The sequence below is a fragment of the Sphingomonas sp. RIT328 genome, from assembly GCF_000632225.1.
Lineage (GTDB): Bacteria > Pseudomonadota > Alphaproteobacteria > Sphingomonadales > Sphingomonadaceae > Sphingomonas > Sphingomonas kyungheensis.
The window spans coordinates 1-15,461 of the sequence record NZ_JFYV01000018.1; the positions used below are offsets into that span (position 1 = coordinate 1).

The window sequence follows — 15,461 nt, forward strand, 5'->3', positions numbered from 1 at the left end:
CGCAGCACCCATCCCCCACCAGCCGCCGCTCCCCGCGATCCTCAACGCCAAGATCGAGCAGGCCGCCGCCTATGCCCGCGCCGCGCGCGCCACCGCGACGCGGCGGGCCTATGACAGCGACTGGGCGATCTTCACCGCCTGGTGCGAGGCGCATGGCCTGATCGCGCTGCCGGCGACGCCGGATGTCGTCGCGGTGTTCGTCAGCGATCAGGCGGTCGGCGGGATCAATCCGGCGACGATCGGCCGGCGCGTCGCGGCGATCGGCCATCATCATCGTGCGCACGGCTATCCGGCGCCGACCGCGCAGCCCGATGCCGGGCGGCTCGCCGAGGTGCTCGCCGGGATCCGCGCGGAACATGGCGGGGCGAAGCGGCGCAAGCGGCCCGCCGATGCCGCGGTGCTGCAGGCGATGCTCGCCGCGGTCGAGGGCGACGGGCTGCGCGCGCGGCGGGATCGCGCGATCCTGGCGATCGGCATGGCCGCGGCGCTGCGCCGGTCGGAGATCGTCGCGCTCGCGCTCGATCATGTCGCGCTGGTGCCCGAAGGGCTGCGGCTGACGATCGCGCGGTCGAAGACCGATCGCACCGGCGCGGGCGCGGTGATCGCGATCCCGGAAGGCGCGCGGATCCGGCCCAAGGCGCTGCTGCTCGGCTGGATGGCGGCGGCCGGGCATCGCGACGGGCCGCTGTTCCGCCGGCTGACGCGCAAGGACGCGCTCACCGACCAGCCGATGTCGGACCGGGCGATCGCGCGGCTGGTGCAATCCCATGCCGCCGCGGCGGGCTATGATCCGGCGCTGTTCGGCGGTCATTCGCTGCGCGCCGGCTTCATCACCGAAGGCGCGGCGCAGGGCGCGACGATCTTCAAGCTGCAGGAGGTCAGCCGCCATAAATCGGTGCAGGTCCTCTCCGACTATGTCCGCGACGCCGAGCTGTTCCGCGACCATGCCGGTGCGCGCTTCCTGTAAGCCGTATCCCGCGTCGGCTGAAGGGTTCGCGCAGAGGCGCAAAGGACGCAGAGGGGCGCACCGGTGTCCGCGGCAGCGAGCAAATCGTCAGCCGAAAAGTGCGACGCTGCCGGGTATGATCCCGCTCTTGCCGATTTGATCACGCGGAGGCGCGGAAGGTGTCGCGTGCACCATGTCCGTCGCGATCCGTTCAGGCCGTGGCGGGGACATGGCCACGCTGACCCGCGCGTGATTCCTCCGCGCCTCCGCGCCTCCGCGCGAACCCCGAATGACGCGACGCCCGACGAACCGCGCTGACCTTCCTGGCTATCCGACACGTCGACGTATCGACATGTCGACAGGCACTGCCAGCCGCCGACGGGTAAGCCGCGGGTCCTCGAACAGGTCGCGGATCGCGCGCCGGCGAAAGCCATTCCACCAGCGTTGCCAGCGATGCTCGGCGGCATCGTGAAGCATGTGGCAGCGCTGGCACAGCGCGGCGAGATTGGCGGGGCGGTTGTTGCCGGGATCATGGTCGAGGTGCGCGCAGGCGAGCACGACATAGGTGGTGCGCACCGCGGCGAGCGGCGCGGCGCCGCGCAGCCCGACGCAGCGACCGTCGCCGTCGCGCCAGCGCTGCGCCGCGCCGTCCCACCAGCGGCCGTCGCCGAGATGCGCGACATGGCGGCGATGCGGGCGGCGGCAGCGTTCGCAGCGCGCCGCGGCGCGGCCGAAGCGGATCGCCTGCGACAGCTGCGGCCAGTCGATCGGGTAGAGCCAGCGGTTCTCGGCGCGGATCGGCATCGCGATTCTATGAGTCATCGCGAGTCGCGTGCCAAGCCCCCGCGCCGCGCGCCGCGAATCGCGCGCAAGCCCCCGGCCCCGGCCGGTGCTGCCGTGCGCAGACGTTCCGGTCCCGTCCCGATCCGGAGCAGAGCGTGCGTGCCCCGCGGCGAAACCAATTTGCGTTAAGAAACGTTTCGCCGGAACAATAACTTGGGGGTCCATTGTTCATCCTGCATCTGGCCCTTGGCGGCTGTCTCAAAGCGCCGCCCGTCGCCTACGGGATCACCGCCGACACCGGCGGCCATATCGCTTATGTGCTCGAGGCGGCGCGTGCCCAGGCTGAGGCCGAGGCGGTCGACGCGGTGTCGATCGTCACCCGCCGGTTCCGCGACGCGCGGCTCGATCCGTGCCATGCCGTCGCCAGCGAGAGCGTCGCCCCCGGTCTGACGATCGACCGGATCGCCACCGCCACCCCCGCCTATCTCGAGAAAGAGGCGCTCGACGCCGAATTGCCCGCCTTCATCCAGGCGTTCTGCGCGCATCTCGCCGCGCTGCCGCGGCTGCCCGATGTCATCCATGCGCATTTCGCCGATGCCGCCGCGGTAGCGCGCGTCGCGCAGGCGCGCTTCGGCATCCCCTTCGTCTATACGCCGCACGCGCTCGGCATCGACAAGCGCGCCGCCGGGCTGGGCGGGGACGGCCTCGCCGCGCGGATCGACGCCGAGCGGCGCGCGATCGCCGAGGCCGCGGCGATCATCGTCTCGACCCGCGACGAGGCGGAGCGGCAGATCGGCGGCTATGACGTCGCGGTCGCCGGGCGGATCCACTGCCTGCCGCCCGGCGTGCCGCGCCACGAGGCCGATCGTCCCGGCCAGCCGACGCTCGCCGACCGGCTCGGCGACTGGCTCGACCGGCCCGACCGGCCGATCCTGTTCGCGGTGGCGCGGCCGGTCGCCAAGAAGAACCTCGCCGCCCTGGTCCGCGCCTATGCCGGCGACGCCGAGCTGCGTGCGGCGGCCAATCTCGTCATCCTCGCCGGGCGGCACGATCATGCGCAGGGCGAGGAGGCGGCGGTGCTCGCCGAGCTCCACCGGCTCGCCGCCGATCCGGCGCTCGCCGGGCGGATCGCGCTGCCGCCGCGCCACGATGCCGCCGACGTCGCCGCGCTCTACGCGCGTGCCGCCGACGGCGGGGTGTTCGTCAATCCGGCGCTGCACGAGCCGTTCGGCCTGACCGTGATAGAGGCCGCCGCGGCCGGCGTGCCGGTGGTGGCGACGCGCAACGGTGGCCCTGCCGAGATCGTCGCGCGGCTGCGCCACGGCGTGCTGATCGACCCGCGCGACGACGCCGCGATCGCCGCCGCCTGCCGCGACCTGCTGTGCGATCCGGTCCGCCACGCCCGCCATGCGCAGGCGGCGCGGGCGCATGTCGGCGCCTATTGCTGGACGCGTTATGCGGCGGAGAGCGTCGCGCTCTACCGCGCCATTTCGGCGCCGCGGCTGCTCGCCTGCGACATCGACCATACGCTGACCGGCTGCGCGGACGGCGCGGCGGCCTTTGCCGCGTGGCGCGCCGCCTCGCCGCTCGGCTTCGTCGTCGCGACCGGGCGCGGTCATGCCGCGGCGCAGGCGATCCTCGCCGCCTGGCGGCTGCCCGCGCCCGATGCCTATATCGTCGATGTCGGCACGCGGCTGCTGCTCGCCGATGGCGCGGGCGGCTGGCGCGCCTGCGCCGATTATGCGCGCGCGCTCGATGCCGGCTGGGATCGCGCCGCGGTGGTGCGGACGCTGACGCCGCTCGCGCTGACGCCGCAGCCGGCGGAGACCGCCGGGCCGCACAAAGTGAGCTTCTTCGGCGACGCGGGGGATGCCGCGCGCATCCGCACCGCGCTGGGGCAGGCGGGATTGCAGGCGCGGGTGATCTTCTCGCACGGCCGGCTGATCGACGTGCTCGCGCCGGCGGGGGGCAAGGCCGCGGCGATCGCGGCTTATGCCGCGCGCCACGGCTGGTCGCTCGGCCAGTGTATCGCCGCGGGCGACAGCGGCAACGATGCCGACATGCTCGCCGCCTGCGGTCAGGCCATCGTCGTCGGCAATGCCGGGGACGAGCTCGCCGGCTTGCCGCCGCGGCCCGGCCTGTACCGCGCCGCCGCGCATCATGCCGGCGGCATCGTCGAGGGATTGGACCGGCTCGGGCTGGTCGCGACGCCGGTGGCGGCGCCTGCGCCGGCGCTGGCGGCATGAGGCCGTTCGGCTATTTCGTCCATCATCAGGGACGCGGCCATGCCGAACGCTGCGCGGCGATCGCGCAGGCGCTGCCGCCGACGCGGCCGCTGACGCTGTTCTGCGCGCGCGACGACATCTTCCCGCCGCTGCCCGATCGTGTCGCGATCGTCCGCCTGCCGTCGTTGTTCGAGCCGAGCGGCGACGAGGCGGGGACGATGGACTGGGTGGCGACGCCCGACACGCTGCATTGCGCGCCGCTTGGCTGGCCGGGCATCCGCCGCGCGATGGCGACGCTGAGCGGCTGGTTCGACACCGCCGATCCGGCGCTGATGATCTGCGACGTCTCGGCGGAGGTCGCGCAGCTCGCCCGCATCTGTTCGGTGCCGCACGTCAAGGTGCTCCAGCATGGCGACCGCGGCGATCCCGGCCATCGCGCCGCCTATGACGGCGCGGCGGGGCTGCTCGCGCCGTTCCACGCCGATCTCGCCCAGCCCGACTGGGATGCGACGATGCGCGCCAAGACCTGTTTCGCCGGCGGGCTCGGCGTCGACACCCGCGTCAGCGATCGCGACGCGGCGCGCGCGCGCCTGGGGATCGGCACGGACGAGGAGATGATCCTGGTGGTGGCGGGCGGCGGGGGCGGCGGGTTCGCCGCCGCGCCGCTGGGGGGCATGCGACCGAACCCGCCAATCTGACGCACCGCGGCTGGGTCGAGGATGCCGCCGATCATATCGCCGCCGCCGACCTCGTCATCGCCTCGACCGGCAATACCACCTGCCAGCAGATCCTCGCCGCGGCGCGGCCGTGGCTGGCGATCCCCGAATGGCGCTATTTCGACGAACAGCATCGCAAGGCCGAGGCGCTCGCCGCCGCCGGCGTGGCGAGCGTGCGGCCGCATCTGCCCTCGTCGGCGGACGGCTGGCGCGCCGCGCTCGCGGCGACGCGGCGCGATCACCGCCCCGCCGCGCAGCGCGCGATGATCGCCGCCGACCCCGCCGCCGACGCGGCGCGCTGGCTGGAGGCGCTGAGCGACCGCCTGTGGCGCGATGCGCCCGTGGCCGACGCGGCATGAGCGCTAAGTCGCGGCGCCATGCGCGTCAGCCGCCCGCCCCCCGCATGCACCACCCCGGCGCAGGCCGGGGTCCAGCCGGGTGGCGCGCGGTGAGGCAGTCCGAAGGTCTCCCAACTGGGCCCCGGCCTGCGCCGGGGCGGTGCATCGGCTTTGGCAGCGCTCTGTCGCACCCCGCCTCCCCCGCGCTATCGCCATTCTGCCCCCGTCGGCGCCGCGCTGCGTTGACGCCCTCTCTTCCTCTCGCCTGGACTCCGCTATGACCGTATCCGTCGTCACGCTCGCCAAGGGGCGGCCCGCGCATCTCGTCAACCTCGTCCACGGCCTCGCGCAGCAGAGCCTGCCGCCGGTCGAGCTGATCGTCGCGGTGATGCAGGCCGAGGCCTATGACCTGCCCGACGCGCCCTTTCCGATCCGCCAGATGCACGTCGTCGCCGACGCGCTGCCGCTCGCCGCGGCGCGCAATGCCGCGGCGCGCGCGGCGATTGGCGACGATCTCGTCTTCCTCGACATGGATTGCATCCCGACCCCCGATCTGGTCGCCGATTATGCCGGCTTCCTCGCGACGCACGATGCGCTGCTGATGGGCGAGGTGATGTACCTGCCCGGCGGGGCGACCGACGCCGATCTGTCGATGGAGCGGTTCGACGCGCTGGCGGTGCGCCATTCCGACCGGCGCGGCCCGCCGCCGGCGGGGGTCGAGGCGTGCAACGACTATCGCTGCTTCTGGTCGCTCAACTTCGCGATGCGGCGCGCCACCTTCCTCCGCGTCGGCGGGTTCGACGAACGCTATGTCGGCTATGGCGGCGAGGACACCGATTTCGGCAAGACGCTCGACCAGGCCGGCGTCCCCATCGCCTGGATCAAGGGCGGGCGCGCATATCACCAATATCACCCGCACCATATGCCGCCGGTCCATCACCTCGACAGCGTCGTGCGCAACGCGGAGCTGTTCGAGAGCAAATGGGGCTATCGGACGATGGGCCATTGGCTACACGCCTTCCGGCTGATGGGGCTGGTCGACGATACCGCCGGCCGGTCGGTGCGCATCCTGCGCCGCCCGGGGCCGGAGGATTATGCGCTGACCGGCCAGCAGAGCCACCAGCCCTATGCCAATACGGCGAGCGTGATCCGCACGCTCGAGGAACGCGGGTCCCACCCCGCGCCGGACAGCCTCGCCGCGGCATGAGGATCGCGATCCTCGCCCATGTCCGCCAGCGCATCGCCCCGCCGTTCGCCGGCGGGATGGAGGCGCATGGCTGGCAGCTCGCCGCGGGGCTGCAGGCGCGCGGCCATGACGTGACGCTGTTCGCCTCGGGCGACAGCGATCCGCGCTTCCGCATCGATCCGGTCGTCGCCGAACATTACGAGCGCACCTTCCCCTGGGCGGAGCATCGCGGCTCGGCGCCGCTGATCGCGCATCTCGACGCCGCCTATGCCGCCGCCTGCGACCGGATCGCCGCCGGCGGCTATGACGTCGTCCACAACAACAGCCTGCACCGGTTCGCGATCGAGCCGCGGCGCACCGCGGTGACGCCGACCGTCACCTCGCTGCACGTGCCGCCATACGATGCGCTGCACTGGTTCGTCCGCGCCAGCGCGACGCCGGGGCATCGGCTCACCGTCACCTCGGCGATGCAGCTCGCCGCCTGGTGGCCGGAGGGTGCGCCGGCGCAGGCGTCGGTGCTGCACAACGGCATCGATACCGATGCCTGGCCGTATCGCGCGACGGGCGACGGCCGCGCCATCTGGTGCGGGCGGATCACCCCCAACAAGGGGCCGCATTTCGCCGCCGAGGCGGCGCGCCGCGCCGGCATCCCGCTCGACCTGTTCGGCCCGATCGAGGATCCCGACTATCACGCCGCCGAGGTCGCGCCGCTGCTCGGCGAGACGATCCGATATCGCGGTCATCTGCCCGGCGAGGCGCTCGCCGCCGAGCTCGGCCGCGCCGCTTTGTTCCTGTTCACGCCATGCTGGGACGAGCCGTTCGGGCTGGTCGCCGCCGAGGCGATGGCCTGCGGCCTGCCGGTCGCCGCCTTCGACCAGGGCGCCGCGCGCGAGGTGATCGGCGAGGCGGGCGCCTTCGCCCCGGTCGGCGACGCCGCCGCGCTCGCCGCGGCGATACGGCAGGCGCTCGCCATTCCGCGGCCGGTGGCGCGCGACCGCGCCGTGCGGATGTTCGGCCGCGACCGCTGGCTCGAACGCTGCGAGGCGCTGTACCGCGCGGCGATCGCCGACCACGCCGCGCTCGCCGCATGAGCCCGCCCGCGACGCTGGCGGTGCTCGACGCCGCCTATCGCACGCATGTCGGCGCCGGCACGCGCTATGCGCTGCTCGACTTTCCCGATCACGCCAATGTCGGCGACAGCGCGATCTGGCTCGGCGAATGCGCCTTGCTCGAGGCGATCACCGGACGTCGACCCGTCTACGTGTCGACATGGCATGATCTTGACATCGACGCGCTCGCCGCGGCGGAGGCGGAGGTCGTCTTCCTCCATGGCGGCGGCAATCTCGGCGATATCTGGCCGCATCACCAGCGCTTCCGCGAGACGGTGCTGGCGCGGGTGCGCGACCGGCCGGTGGTGCAATTGCCGCAGTCGATCCATTTCCGCGATCCGGGCGAGGCGGCGCGCTTCGTCGCGCTCGCCGACGCTCATCCCGATTTCACGCTCTACGTCCGCGACGCGACCAGCCTCGCCTTCGCCGCCGACCGGCTCGCCGCGCCGGTGCGGCTCGTCCCCGATTCCGCGATCGCCTTGGGCGCGCAGCCGCGTGGCCCGGAGGAGGCGCCGCTGCTGATGCTGTTGCGCAGCGACGACGAGCGCCGCGATCACGGCGCGCCGCCGCCCGCGGGCGCGCGCGTCGTCGACTGGCTCGACGATGCGCCCGACCTGCCCGCCGGCGACGACATCGCCGCGCGCGCTGCGCAGGCGCGCCACCGCGTCGCGCGCGGGCTGGCGTTGATCGCGCAGGGTGCGGTGCTGGTCACCGACCGGCTGCATGGCGCGATCCTCGCCGATCTGCTCGCGCTGCCGCACGTCGTGCTCGACAATGATTACGGCAAGATAGCCGCCTATCGCGCGACCTGGCCCGCCGCCACGCCGAACGCCGCCGCCGCGACGATGGCGGAGGCGGTCGCCGCGGTCGCGCGGCTCGCTGCCGGATGAGCGAAGCGCCCGACGTCAGCCTGCTGGTCTGCACCCGCGACCGCTGCGCCAGCCTCGCCGCGACGCTCGCCTCGATCACGCGCGCCGCCGATGCCGCGCCCGAGGTGTCGATCGAGGTGATCCTGGTCGACAACGGCTCGGCCGACGCGACCGCGGCGGTGATCGCCGGCTGGCAGCCGCATTTCCCCGTCCATCGCCTGCGCGAGACGCGGCCCGGCCTCGCGCGGGCGCGCAACCATGCGCTGGCGCGGGCGAGCGGCCGGATCGTCGCGATGACCGACGACGACTGCCTGCTCCACGCCGATTATTTCGCCGCGCTGCTCGCCGCCTTCGCCGCGGTGCCGGCGCCGGCGATCGTCGGCGGGCGCATCCTGCTCGGCGATCCCGCCGACCTGCCGGTGACGGTCAAGCTCGAGGATCACCCGATGACCGCGGTCGCCGGCCGCTTCCCCGGCGGCTTCGTGATGGGCGCCAATCTCGCCTTCACCGCCGACGTGCCGCGCCGCGTCGGCCGGTTCGACGAACGCTTCGGTGCCGGCGCGCCGTTCGTCGCGGCGGAGGACACCGACTTCCTGTTCCGTGCGATGCGCTGCGGCGTCGGCTTGCATTACGACCATCGCTTCACCGTCGACCACCACCACGGCCGCCGCCACCGCGACGAGGAGACGCGGCTGCTTGCCGGCTATGGCTTCGGCGACGGCGCACTCTACGCCAAGCACTGGCGCGATGCGTGGATCGCGCGCGCGCTGCTGCGCGATATCGCCGACCTGTGGCGCGACCTCGCCGACCCGGTGACCACCCACGTCGGCATCCGCGCCTTCTACGCCTTCCGCCTGCGCCACAAACTGCGCGGCTTCCTCTTCTACTGGCGCCACGCCCTGCGGGCATAAGGGCATGGCACCAGCGCCCTTAGAGCCGATGACGGGCACCATACCCGCTCACGCACCTTCTCCGCGCCTCCGCGCCTCCGCGTGAACCCTCTAGATCGCCGGCGGCAGCCACGCGGCGTCGAAGCGGAGCGCGCGCGGCAGGATCGGGGAGAGCGCGCGCAGCCGCGGCAGGTCGAGCAGGCGGATCGTCGTGCCGTCGCGCGCGATCAGCCCCTCCTCGCGGAAGTCGCGCAGCTTGCGGTTGACGTGGACCGCGGTCAGCCCGGCGAGATCGCCGATCGCCTCCTGGGTCAGCGGCAGGTCGAAGCCGTCGTCGACCACCAGGCCGAGCGGCAGCAGCCGCGCATGCAGGTCGAGCAGCAGCCGCGCGAGCTGCTCGCGCGCGGAGGCGCGGCCGGTCACCGCCAGCGTGTCCATCAGCGACACCCGCTCGGCCTGGGCGGCGAAGGTAACCAGCGCGGCGAGCCGCGGCAGGCGGGTGTAGAGCGCGCCGAGCCGTGTGAACGGCACGAAGGCGACGGTCGCCTCGGTCACCATGGTCAGCGTATCGGCCGCATGCGGCAGCACCATGCTCGGCGTGCCGAGCATGTCGCCGGGCAGATGCACCTTCTGGATCAGCCGCGCGCCGTTGCGCAGCATGATCGACGAGGTGATCCAGCCGCGGATATGGAGGTAGAAGCCCGACACCGGCGCGCCTTCCGGCCGGATCATATGGCCGGGCGGGCGGGTGACCGGCGCATCGCCCAACGTGACGAGCGCCGCCTCCTCGTCACGGGTCAGGTCGGCAAGTGCACGGTAACGGTGGAGCGGATACAATCCCTGACATTCCTACCCAATGGACGGTCGAAGCGTACCATAGGGATAAGAGTTCAAAATGGTTCAACTTTTAGCGGCGTCGGACGCATCGTCGGTCAACACCGCCTCGGGATCGAGCAGCGTCAGCGCCGCACCCGGACCGGCCGTGCGCGCGTCGTGCCAGCGCCACAGCACCAGATTGCTGCCACCGGCCTGCTGCACCGACGGCACCAGCGCGCCGTCGGCGCCGGCATCGCGCAGCGTCTCGGCCAGCGTCCAGGTCGGTGGGACGCAATGGTCGAGCTGGAACAGCCGCCGCCAGGCACAGCCGAGCACCGCCGGATCGCCGCCGCGCAGATCCGCGATCGCGTCCGCGCGGATGTCGAAGGCGACCAACGTCCCCGGCCTGACCAGATCCTGATGCATCTCAGCGATCGCGGTGGCATGATCGGCAGACAGGTAGAGTGCTGCCATTCCTGGCGGGTTCCAGCGGCCGCCGGTCAGATGTGCGCCGCTGTCGAACGGCCGCCGCTGCCAGCGCACGCCGAGCATCCGCCAGAAACGTCCGGCGAGCGGGACAAGGTCAGTCATCGTCCGCTCGGCGCGCCGCGCCATGTTCAGGCATAGACGCCCTGATCCATCGACTCGAGCGTCCACAGCACCGCCGCCGCCTCGCCCGCCTCGACCAGCTGCTCGGCGGTTTTGCCGAAGCCGGCGATCGGCTGGTGGCGGAACCAGATGATCGCCTTGCCCTCGTCGCCGGAGAGTTCCGCGGCGCGCGCGATGATCCGCGCAATCTCGCCAAGCTTGGCCTGGACCGCCGGGCTTTCGGGACGCGCGGTCATCGTGTTGCGGTTGACCCGCGCCAGCTTGGCGAGCTGCGTCAGCGGCAGCCGCAGCCGCCCGGCGAGCCGACGCGGTGCGATCAGATCAGCGTCGCGGATGTCATCGAGAAAGGCGGCAAGCATAGATGCACTCCCTGCCCATTATATGCACCCGTTATCGCTCGGCGGCAAGTCCGACGCGGCAGGCACCGGGCGCGGCCATGTGCGTTGTCGACGGATGATCCGTTCCGCTGCCGCGCTGCTCGCCCTCCTTCTGACCGGCGTTGGCGCGCAAGGCGCCGCGCCACGGCCGGGCGGCGTCTACCCGCTCATCCCGGGCATCTACGTCTCGCACGGTTCGGGCTGCGCCGATCCCGCCAATGCGGTGATCCGCCAATATGACGGGCAAGGCCTCAGCGGCGCGCACAGCCGGGCGTGCGTCGCGCGCGTGCTTGCCCGCGCCGGGCGGCGCTATACCGTCCGCCAGTCGTGCATCGACGCCGGCGCCGGCCCCGCCCCGCGCGTCGCCGAGCGGCAGGTCGTGACGGTGCTCGACGCGCGCCGCTTCACGCTGGCGACGCGCGGGCCGGCGACGCTGTATCGCTATTGCCCGCCCGCGCAGCTGCCGGCCGGGCTGCGCAGCGCGCTGCGCCGCCCGGCCTGACATCGCCGTTGCGTCAGCGGCAGACGCGGACGCGGCGGTGGTGACGGATCACCGTGCGGCAGCGGTCGTGCCGGCCGAAGTGACGGCCGCGGTCGTGCCGGCCGTAATGCGGGCCGCGATGATCGCGCTCATAGCGGCCATGGTCGCGGTCGCGGTCGTGGCGCTGCGCATCGGCGGTGCCGGCAAGGCCGAGCGTCGCGGCGAACAGGCCGACGGCACCGAGGATGCGGGGAAGGATACGGGGGGTGGTCATGCCTGTCTCTCCGGACCCGTGACTGGGCCGATCCGGAGATTACGCAGGCGACATGACATCGTTCCTGACCAAATTGTCGCCATCTGTCGCAGGCGCGCGTTGACGATGCGGCGACTGGCTTGGCCACGCGCCGCATGACCTGCGGCGATCCCCGGCCGCAGGCGCGCGCGTTCCGTCAGAGGTCCGGCGCTGCCCTCCCCCTTCGCGCCCGCCCGCGCGCGGTCAGCCGGTGGGCGAGGAAGACCGGCAGGCCGGCAAGGCCGAGCAGCCAGTGCAGTTGCGCGATCCCGGCGCGCCAGTCGTCGTCAGCGACGTAATAGAGCAGCCAGCCGCTGCCGGTCAGCACCAGCGTCACGCTGACCAAGAGCGCCCCCGACAGCCGCGCGCGCCGCATCCGCCAGCGCGGGCCGATGTGCACGCCCCACAGCAGCCCGAGCAGCGCCACCGCGGCATAGCCGCAGCCGCCGTGCAGGCGCAGCGCCCAAGGCTCGACCGGGCTCGGCACCGGGCCGTAATCGCCCGGCCGGACCAGCCAGTGATGCGCGACCAGCCAGCCCGCGCCGCTCGCCCAGAGCAGCGCCGCGACGAGGCACACCCATCGGCGTCGCGCCGGCGTCATCGCGCCGCGCCCCACGATCCGGCGTCGGGCGCGAGCGTCTGCCAGTCGCCGCCGGCGCGGCTGCAATAGGCGACGGCGCGATGGCGGGCGAGCAGCGGCAGCGCCGCCGCGCCGGCGACGAGGACGATCTTGGTCAGCGCATCGGCGTCGCGGCAGCGCGGCGCCACCACGCTGACGAACCCCGCCGGCGCCGCCGCGCCGCTGCGCCCGTCGCGATGCTGCACCGCGCCGCGATCGGCCCAGGCCGCGGCGACATCGCTGCTCGCCAGCGCGCCGCGGTCGAGCGCGACCACCGCCGCCGGCGCGGCATGGCCGGGCGCGAGCCGGATGCGATAGCCACCGCCGAGCACCGCGAGGTCGCCGCCGGCATTGACGATCGCGCGGCGCACGCCCGCCGCGCGCAACGCCGCGCAGGCGCGGTCGACCGCATAGCCCTTGGCGATCCCCGACAGGTCGAGCCGCAGCCGCCGTGCGACGCGGACGCGGCGGCCGGCGACCGCGAGGTCGCGCCAGCTCGCGCCGTCGCCGGGCAGCACCGGGTCGAACAGTCCGTCGCTCGCCGCGGCGAGGCGCAGCGCGGCGCGCAGGCAGGCGGCGGTGGCGCGGTCGACCGTCACCGCCGCGCCGCCGCCGGTGCGCGCGATCGCGGCGAGGTCGCTGTCCGCCGCCTGCGCGCTCATCACCCGGTGGACGTGCGCGATCGCCGCGAAGCCGCGCGCGATCGCCGCCGCGACATCGCCGCCCCCGCCCCCCTCGTCGACGCGGATCAAGACCAATGTGCCGAGCAGCGGCCGGACGCGCTCGACCGGCATCTCCCCGACCGGCCCCCCCTCAGCCGGCAAAGACGATGCCGTTGGTCGCGAGCAGCCGGCGCACGCCCTCGGTGACGTGGCGCGCCGACAGCGTGCCGCCGGAGAGGCCGTGGATGTCGCGGTCTAGCCGCAGCGGCGCGCCGTCGCGCTTGCCGGTGAACTGCCGCCGCCACGCCGGATCGCGCACCTGCCCGCCGTAGCTCTCGCGATAGTCGAGGATCTCGAGCCCGCGCACCGCGCCGCCCGCGTCGAGCGCGAGCGCCAGCGTGATCATCTCATGCTTGCCGAGCACCTGATCGACGAACAATCGACCGCCGTCGGGCGCGCGCCAGCTGTGCACCGTCTTCGACAGCACCGCGACGTCGCTGCGCCGGTGGATCGCGGCGATCTGCTCCGCCGTCAGCACGCGGTCGTCGGCGACCAGCGCGACGTGCGGGAACAGGATCGCCTGCGCCTCGGCAAGCGTCATCGTGGTGCGCGCCCAGCCCGGTGCGGCGACCGCGGCGGTCGCGGTGATCAGCGTCGCGCCGGCCCAGCGCCTGCGCCGCCCCCTCACAGCGGGATGCCGAGCTTGAAGGTCAGCTCGTTGCGTTCGTGGCTGCGCAGGAACAGCCGGTTGCCGATGTCATTGCCGTCCTCGTCATGGCCGGGGTCGCCGGCGAACTGGCGCAGCAGGCCGAGCGTCGCCCACAGATGCTGGTCGGCGTAATGGACCACCGGCCCTGCCCAATAGACCGAATGTTCGTGATGGGTGAAATTGCCGTATTCGTTGTGGTTGCGGAACTCGCCGCCGACGAAGACGCGCGGCGCGACGCGATAGGTGACGCCGAGCTCGTTGTTCCAGTCGAGCTCGCTGTTGGTGTCGGGCCGGCCGGCAAAGCGGATCGATTCCGCCTCGAGGACGAGATTGTAGGCGACGATCACCCGGTCCTGCGCGAAATTCTTCTGCACGATCGCGCGGCCTTCGAGCGAGAAGGTGCCGGGCGCGTAGCGCAGCCCGTTGTGCAGGTCGTGAAAGGCATATTCGGGTTCGAGATAGAGCGCGAGGCCCCAGCCGTGGCGCGACTTGTACGGGCTGAGCGCGCGATAGACGAATTCGGTCGAGATGCTCTCCAGCGTGACATTGTGGCGGGTGAAGCCGGTGTCGGCATGGTCGTCGTCGTCGTCGCTGGTCCGCGTCGCGTGCATGCGGTTGGCGTTGACGTAGAGCGCCGCCTGGAAATTGTCGGTGACGCCATATTCGACCTCGGTGCGCAGGTCGGTGGCATCGTAATGGCCGAAGACGCGGCCGGCGCGCTCGCGCACCACCTGCTCGATCTCGACATGGCCGGCGGGGGTGAGATCGGCGGTATAGACGCGCGAGAACATCCCCTCGCTCGCCCGCGCCGGGCCCGCCGCCGCCGCGCCGGCGCAGACCAGGGCGAGCGCAATCCCGTCGCGCCGCAGACCGAAAGCCATGATCGTCTCTTTCCAGATAGTGATTATCATTAGCTTATAGACGGCGATTGCGGCCTGCGGTCGCCGGTCGCGGCGATTGTCGGTTCCGGCATGTGGCGCGCGCGTCGGGCGGGGGCGCCGCGCCGCTATAATAAGCGAGGACCGTGAACGGGAGGCAGCGGTGGAACTGGGGGAGATCATCGATCAGGCCGACGAATTCGTCGCCTTTCACGAAGAGCAGAGCGGCGAGCGGCTCGATTATACGCCGGCCAGCCTGGTCGCGCTCGACGCGATGCTGACCGCGCTGTTCGACCGCCGCGTCGACCCGGCGGATGCGGGCGATCTGGTGATCGGCGCGGCCGCCTATCTCGGCGAGGTGATCCGCCGCATGCTCGGCGGCAGCTGGCACGATGGCGACGGCGTCGCCGAGGTGATCAACCCCCGGTTGCAGGTGGGCAGCGTCTCGCTCTGGCCGGTCGAAAGCGTCATGCGCTGCATCGCCGACGGCCCCGAGGAATCGCTGACGCAATATTACGCCACCCTCACCACCCTCGTCGCGCCCACCCAGGCCGACACCCGCTACACCGCCGTCCGCGCCTCCGCCTGAACCGGCGGAAAGCCTTGCCCCGCCGGCCGGGGGGAACGTCACGCGACGCCGCGAGCAACGGGTTCACGCGGAGGCGCGGAGGCGCGGAGGGTGCGTGCGGATGGATAGGTGCCGCCCGCCAACGGCCGGAGAAAAAAGCTGCGTGCGCACGCGACAGCTTCGCGTCTTCGCCTGACCCCTGCGGCGCCAGCCGCCCTCCCGCTTCATGAAAGCGACGGCGCATCCCCGGACGCACCCGCTCCGCGCCTCCGCGCCTCCGCGTGAACCCAAGGGCGTCAGCCGAGCGCCCGGCGGAGGCGTCGTGCGGCTCGCACCGCACGCCCGGTCGCGCCTGCGCCCTGCGCGGATCCGGCGCCGGCGCCTATAC

19 protein-coding genes are annotated in these 15,461 nt (G+C 72.8%); 10 read left to right on the forward strand and 9 right to left on the reverse strand.

Features of this window, described 5'->3' with window-relative positions; genetic code table 11:
- The first annotated feature begins 10 nt into the window (after window positions 1–10).
- Window positions 11–967: a site-specific integrase gene (locus tag BW41_RS09480; RefSeq protein WP_081793021.1), complete on the forward strand. Its 957-nt coding sequence runs from the start codon at window positions 11–13 to the stop codon at window positions 965–967.
- A 306-nt stretch (window positions 968–1,273) separates the two neighbouring features.
- Here the strand turns inward: BW41_RS09480 and BW41_RS09485 are convergent, their stop codons facing one another.
- Window positions 1,274–1,768 (reverse strand): hypothetical protein, encoded by a 495-nt coding sequence (locus BW41_RS09485; RefSeq protein WP_235199712.1) that lies wholly within the window; start codon window positions 1,766–1,768, stop codon window positions 1,274–1,276.
- A gap of 185 nt (window positions 1,769–1,953) precedes the next feature.
- Here BW41_RS09485 and BW41_RS09490 point away from each other — a divergent pair, with 185 nt between their 5' ends.
- The 7 genes from BW41_RS09490 to BW41_RS09515 all read left to right on the forward strand — a co-directional run bounded on the left by BW41_RS09490 (window position 1,954) and on the right by BW41_RS09515 (window position 9,083).
- A complete protein-coding gene (locus tag BW41_RS09490) occupies window positions 1,954–3,975 on the forward strand; it encodes an HAD family hydrolase (RefSeq protein ID WP_037533937.1) in 2,022 nt (673 codons plus the stop codon).
- A complete protein-coding gene (locus BW41_RS21795) occupies window positions 3,972–4,652 on the forward strand; it encodes a hypothetical protein (RefSeq protein ID WP_235199713.1) in 681 nt (226 codons plus the stop codon). The genes BW41_RS09490 and BW41_RS21795 overlap by 4 nt, the downstream gene beginning before the upstream one ends.
- A 191-nt stretch (window positions 4,653–4,843) precedes the next feature.
- On the forward strand, window positions 4,844–5,029 hold the full coding sequence (locus BW41_RS21805) for a hypothetical protein (protein ID WP_235199714.1): 186 nt from the start codon (window positions 4,844–4,846) through the stop codon (window positions 5,027–5,029).
- 256 nt (window positions 5,030–5,285) lie between these two features.
- Entirely contained in the window at window positions 5,286–6,215 is a 930-nt protein-coding gene (locus BW41_RS09500) for a glycosyltransferase family 2 protein (RefSeq protein WP_037533939.1), read from the forward strand.
- Entirely contained in the window at window positions 6,212–7,285 is a 1,074-nt protein-coding gene (locus tag BW41_RS09505; RefSeq protein WP_037533941.1) for a glycosyltransferase, read from the forward strand. The genes BW41_RS09500 and BW41_RS09505 overlap by 4 nt, the downstream gene beginning before the upstream one ends.
- Entirely contained in the window at window positions 7,282–8,193 is a 912-nt protein-coding gene (locus BW41_RS09510) for a polysaccharide pyruvyl transferase family protein (RefSeq protein ID WP_037533943.1), read from the forward strand. The genes BW41_RS09505 and BW41_RS09510 overlap by 4 nt, the downstream gene beginning before the upstream one ends.
- Window positions 8,190–9,083, forward strand: coding sequence for a glycosyltransferase family 2 protein (locus BW41_RS09515; RefSeq protein ID WP_037533945.1), 894 nt, complete (start codon window positions 8,190–8,192; stop codon window positions 9,081–9,083). Before BW41_RS09510 ends, BW41_RS09515 begins: the two co-directional genes overlap by 4 nt.
- Window positions 9,084–9,173: 90 nt before the next feature.
- Here BW41_RS09515 and BW41_RS09520 read toward each other — a convergent pair whose 3' ends face one another.
- The 3 genes from BW41_RS09520 to BW41_RS09530 all read right to left on the reverse strand — a co-directional run bounded on the left by BW41_RS09520 (window position 9,174) and on the right by BW41_RS09530 (window position 10,846).
- A complete protein-coding gene (locus BW41_RS09520) occupies window positions 9,174–9,899 on the reverse strand; it encodes a Crp/Fnr family transcriptional regulator (RefSeq protein ID WP_037533946.1) in 726 nt (241 codons plus the stop codon).
- Between the two features lie 63 nt (window positions 9,900–9,962).
- Window positions 9,963–10,469, reverse strand: a complete 507-nt coding sequence (locus BW41_RS09525; RefSeq protein WP_051583407.1) for an RES family NAD+ phosphorylase — start codon at window positions 10,467–10,469, stop codon at window positions 9,963–9,965.
- Window positions 10,470–10,495: 26 nt separating this feature from the next.
- Window positions 10,496–10,846 (reverse strand): hypothetical protein, encoded by a 351-nt coding sequence (locus BW41_RS09530; protein ID WP_037533948.1) that lies wholly within the window; start codon window positions 10,844–10,846, stop codon window positions 10,496–10,498.
- A 94-nt stretch (window positions 10,847–10,940) separates the two neighbouring features.
- Between BW41_RS09530 and BW41_RS09535 the strand changes: the two genes are divergently transcribed.
- Entirely contained in the window at window positions 10,941–11,366 is a 426-nt protein-coding gene (locus tag BW41_RS09535) for a hypothetical protein (RefSeq protein ID WP_037533949.1), read from the forward strand.
- 13 nt (window positions 11,367–11,379) lie between these two features.
- Here the strand turns inward: BW41_RS09535 and BW41_RS09540 are convergent, their stop codons facing one another.
- The 5 genes from BW41_RS09540 to BW41_RS09560 all read right to left on the reverse strand — a co-directional run bounded on the left by BW41_RS09540 (window position 11,380) and on the right by BW41_RS09560 (window position 14,508).
- On the reverse strand, window positions 11,380–11,619 hold the full coding sequence (locus BW41_RS09540; RefSeq protein WP_037533950.1) for a hypothetical protein: 240 nt from the start codon (window positions 11,617–11,619) through the stop codon (window positions 11,380–11,382).
- A gap of 175 nt (window positions 11,620–11,794) precedes the next feature.
- Window positions 11,795–12,238 carry a hypothetical protein gene (locus BW41_RS09545; RefSeq protein WP_037534004.1) on the reverse strand — a complete coding sequence of 148 codons (444 nt, stop codon included), beginning with the start codon at window positions 12,236–12,238 and terminating at the stop codon, window positions 11,795–11,797.
- Window positions 12,235–13,050, reverse strand: coding sequence for an FAD:protein FMN transferase (locus tag BW41_RS09550; protein WP_037533951.1), 816 nt, complete (start codon window positions 13,048–13,050; stop codon window positions 12,235–12,237). Before BW41_RS09550 ends, BW41_RS09545 begins: the two co-directional genes overlap by 4 nt.
- 19 nt (window positions 13,051–13,069) lie before the next feature.
- Window positions 13,070–13,606, reverse strand: a complete 537-nt coding sequence (locus BW41_RS09555; RefSeq protein ID WP_235199715.1) for an FMN-binding protein — start codon at window positions 13,604–13,606, stop codon at window positions 13,070–13,072.
- Entirely contained in the window at window positions 13,603–14,508 is a 906-nt protein-coding gene (locus BW41_RS09560) for a DUF6662 family protein (RefSeq protein ID WP_037533952.1), read from the reverse strand. The genes BW41_RS09555 and BW41_RS09560 overlap by 4 nt, the downstream gene beginning before the upstream one ends.
- 160 nt (window positions 14,509–14,668) lie before the next feature.
- Between BW41_RS09560 and BW41_RS20085 the strand changes: the two genes are divergently transcribed.
- Window positions 14,669–15,094 carry a hypothetical protein gene (locus BW41_RS20085; RefSeq protein WP_051583398.1) on the forward strand — a complete coding sequence of 142 codons (426 nt, stop codon included), beginning with the start codon at window positions 14,669–14,671 and terminating at the stop codon, window positions 15,092–15,094.
- Window positions 15,095–15,461: the final 367 nt, after the last annotated feature.

Coding starts and splice junctions, on each gene's coding strand:
- BW41_RS09485 (WP_235199712.1), bottom strand. CDS start 1,768: ATGACTCATAGAATCGCGATGCCGATCCGCGCCGAGAACCGCTGGCTC.
- BW41_RS21795 (WP_235199713.1), top strand. CDS start 3,972: ATGAGGCCGTTCGGCTATTTCGTCCATCATCAGGGACGCGGCCATGCC.
- BW41_RS09500 (WP_037533939.1), top strand. CDS start 5,286: ATGACCGTATCCGTCGTCACGCTCGCCAAGGGGCGGCCCGCGCATCTC.
- BW41_RS09505 (WP_037533941.1), top strand. CDS start 6,212: ATGAGGATCGCGATCCTCGCCCATGTCCGCCAGCGCATCGCCCCGCCG.
- BW41_RS09510 (WP_037533943.1), top strand. CDS start 7,282: ATGAGCCCGCCCGCGACGCTGGCGGTGCTCGACGCCGCCTATCGCACG.
- BW41_RS09515 (WP_037533945.1), top strand. CDS start 8,190: ATGAGCGAAGCGCCCGACGTCAGCCTGCTGGTCTGCACCCGCGACCGC.
- BW41_RS09525 (WP_051583407.1), bottom strand. CDS start 10,469: ATGACTGACCTTGTCCCGCTCGCCGGACGTTTCTGGCGGATGCTCGGC.
- BW41_RS09530 (WP_037533948.1), bottom strand. CDS start 10,846: ATGCTTGCCGCCTTTCTCGATGACATCCGCGACGCTGATCTGATCGCA.
- BW41_RS09535 (WP_037533949.1), top strand. CDS start 10,941: ATGATCCGTTCCGCTGCCGCGCTGCTCGCCCTCCTTCTGACCGGCGTT.
- BW41_RS09540 (WP_037533950.1), bottom strand. CDS start 11,619: ATGACCACCCCCCGTATCCTTCCCCGCATCCTCGGTGCCGTCGGCCTG.
- BW41_RS09545 (WP_037534004.1), bottom strand. CDS start 12,238: ATGACGCCGGCGCGACGCCGATGGGTGTGCCTCGTCGCGGCGCTGCTC.
- BW41_RS09550 (WP_037533951.1), bottom strand. CDS start 13,050: ATGCCGGTCGAGCGCGTCCGGCCGCTGCTCGGCACATTGGTCTTGATC.
- BW41_RS09560 (WP_037533952.1), bottom strand. CDS start 14,508: ATGGCTTTCGGTCTGCGGCGCGACGGGATTGCGCTCGCCCTGGTCTGC.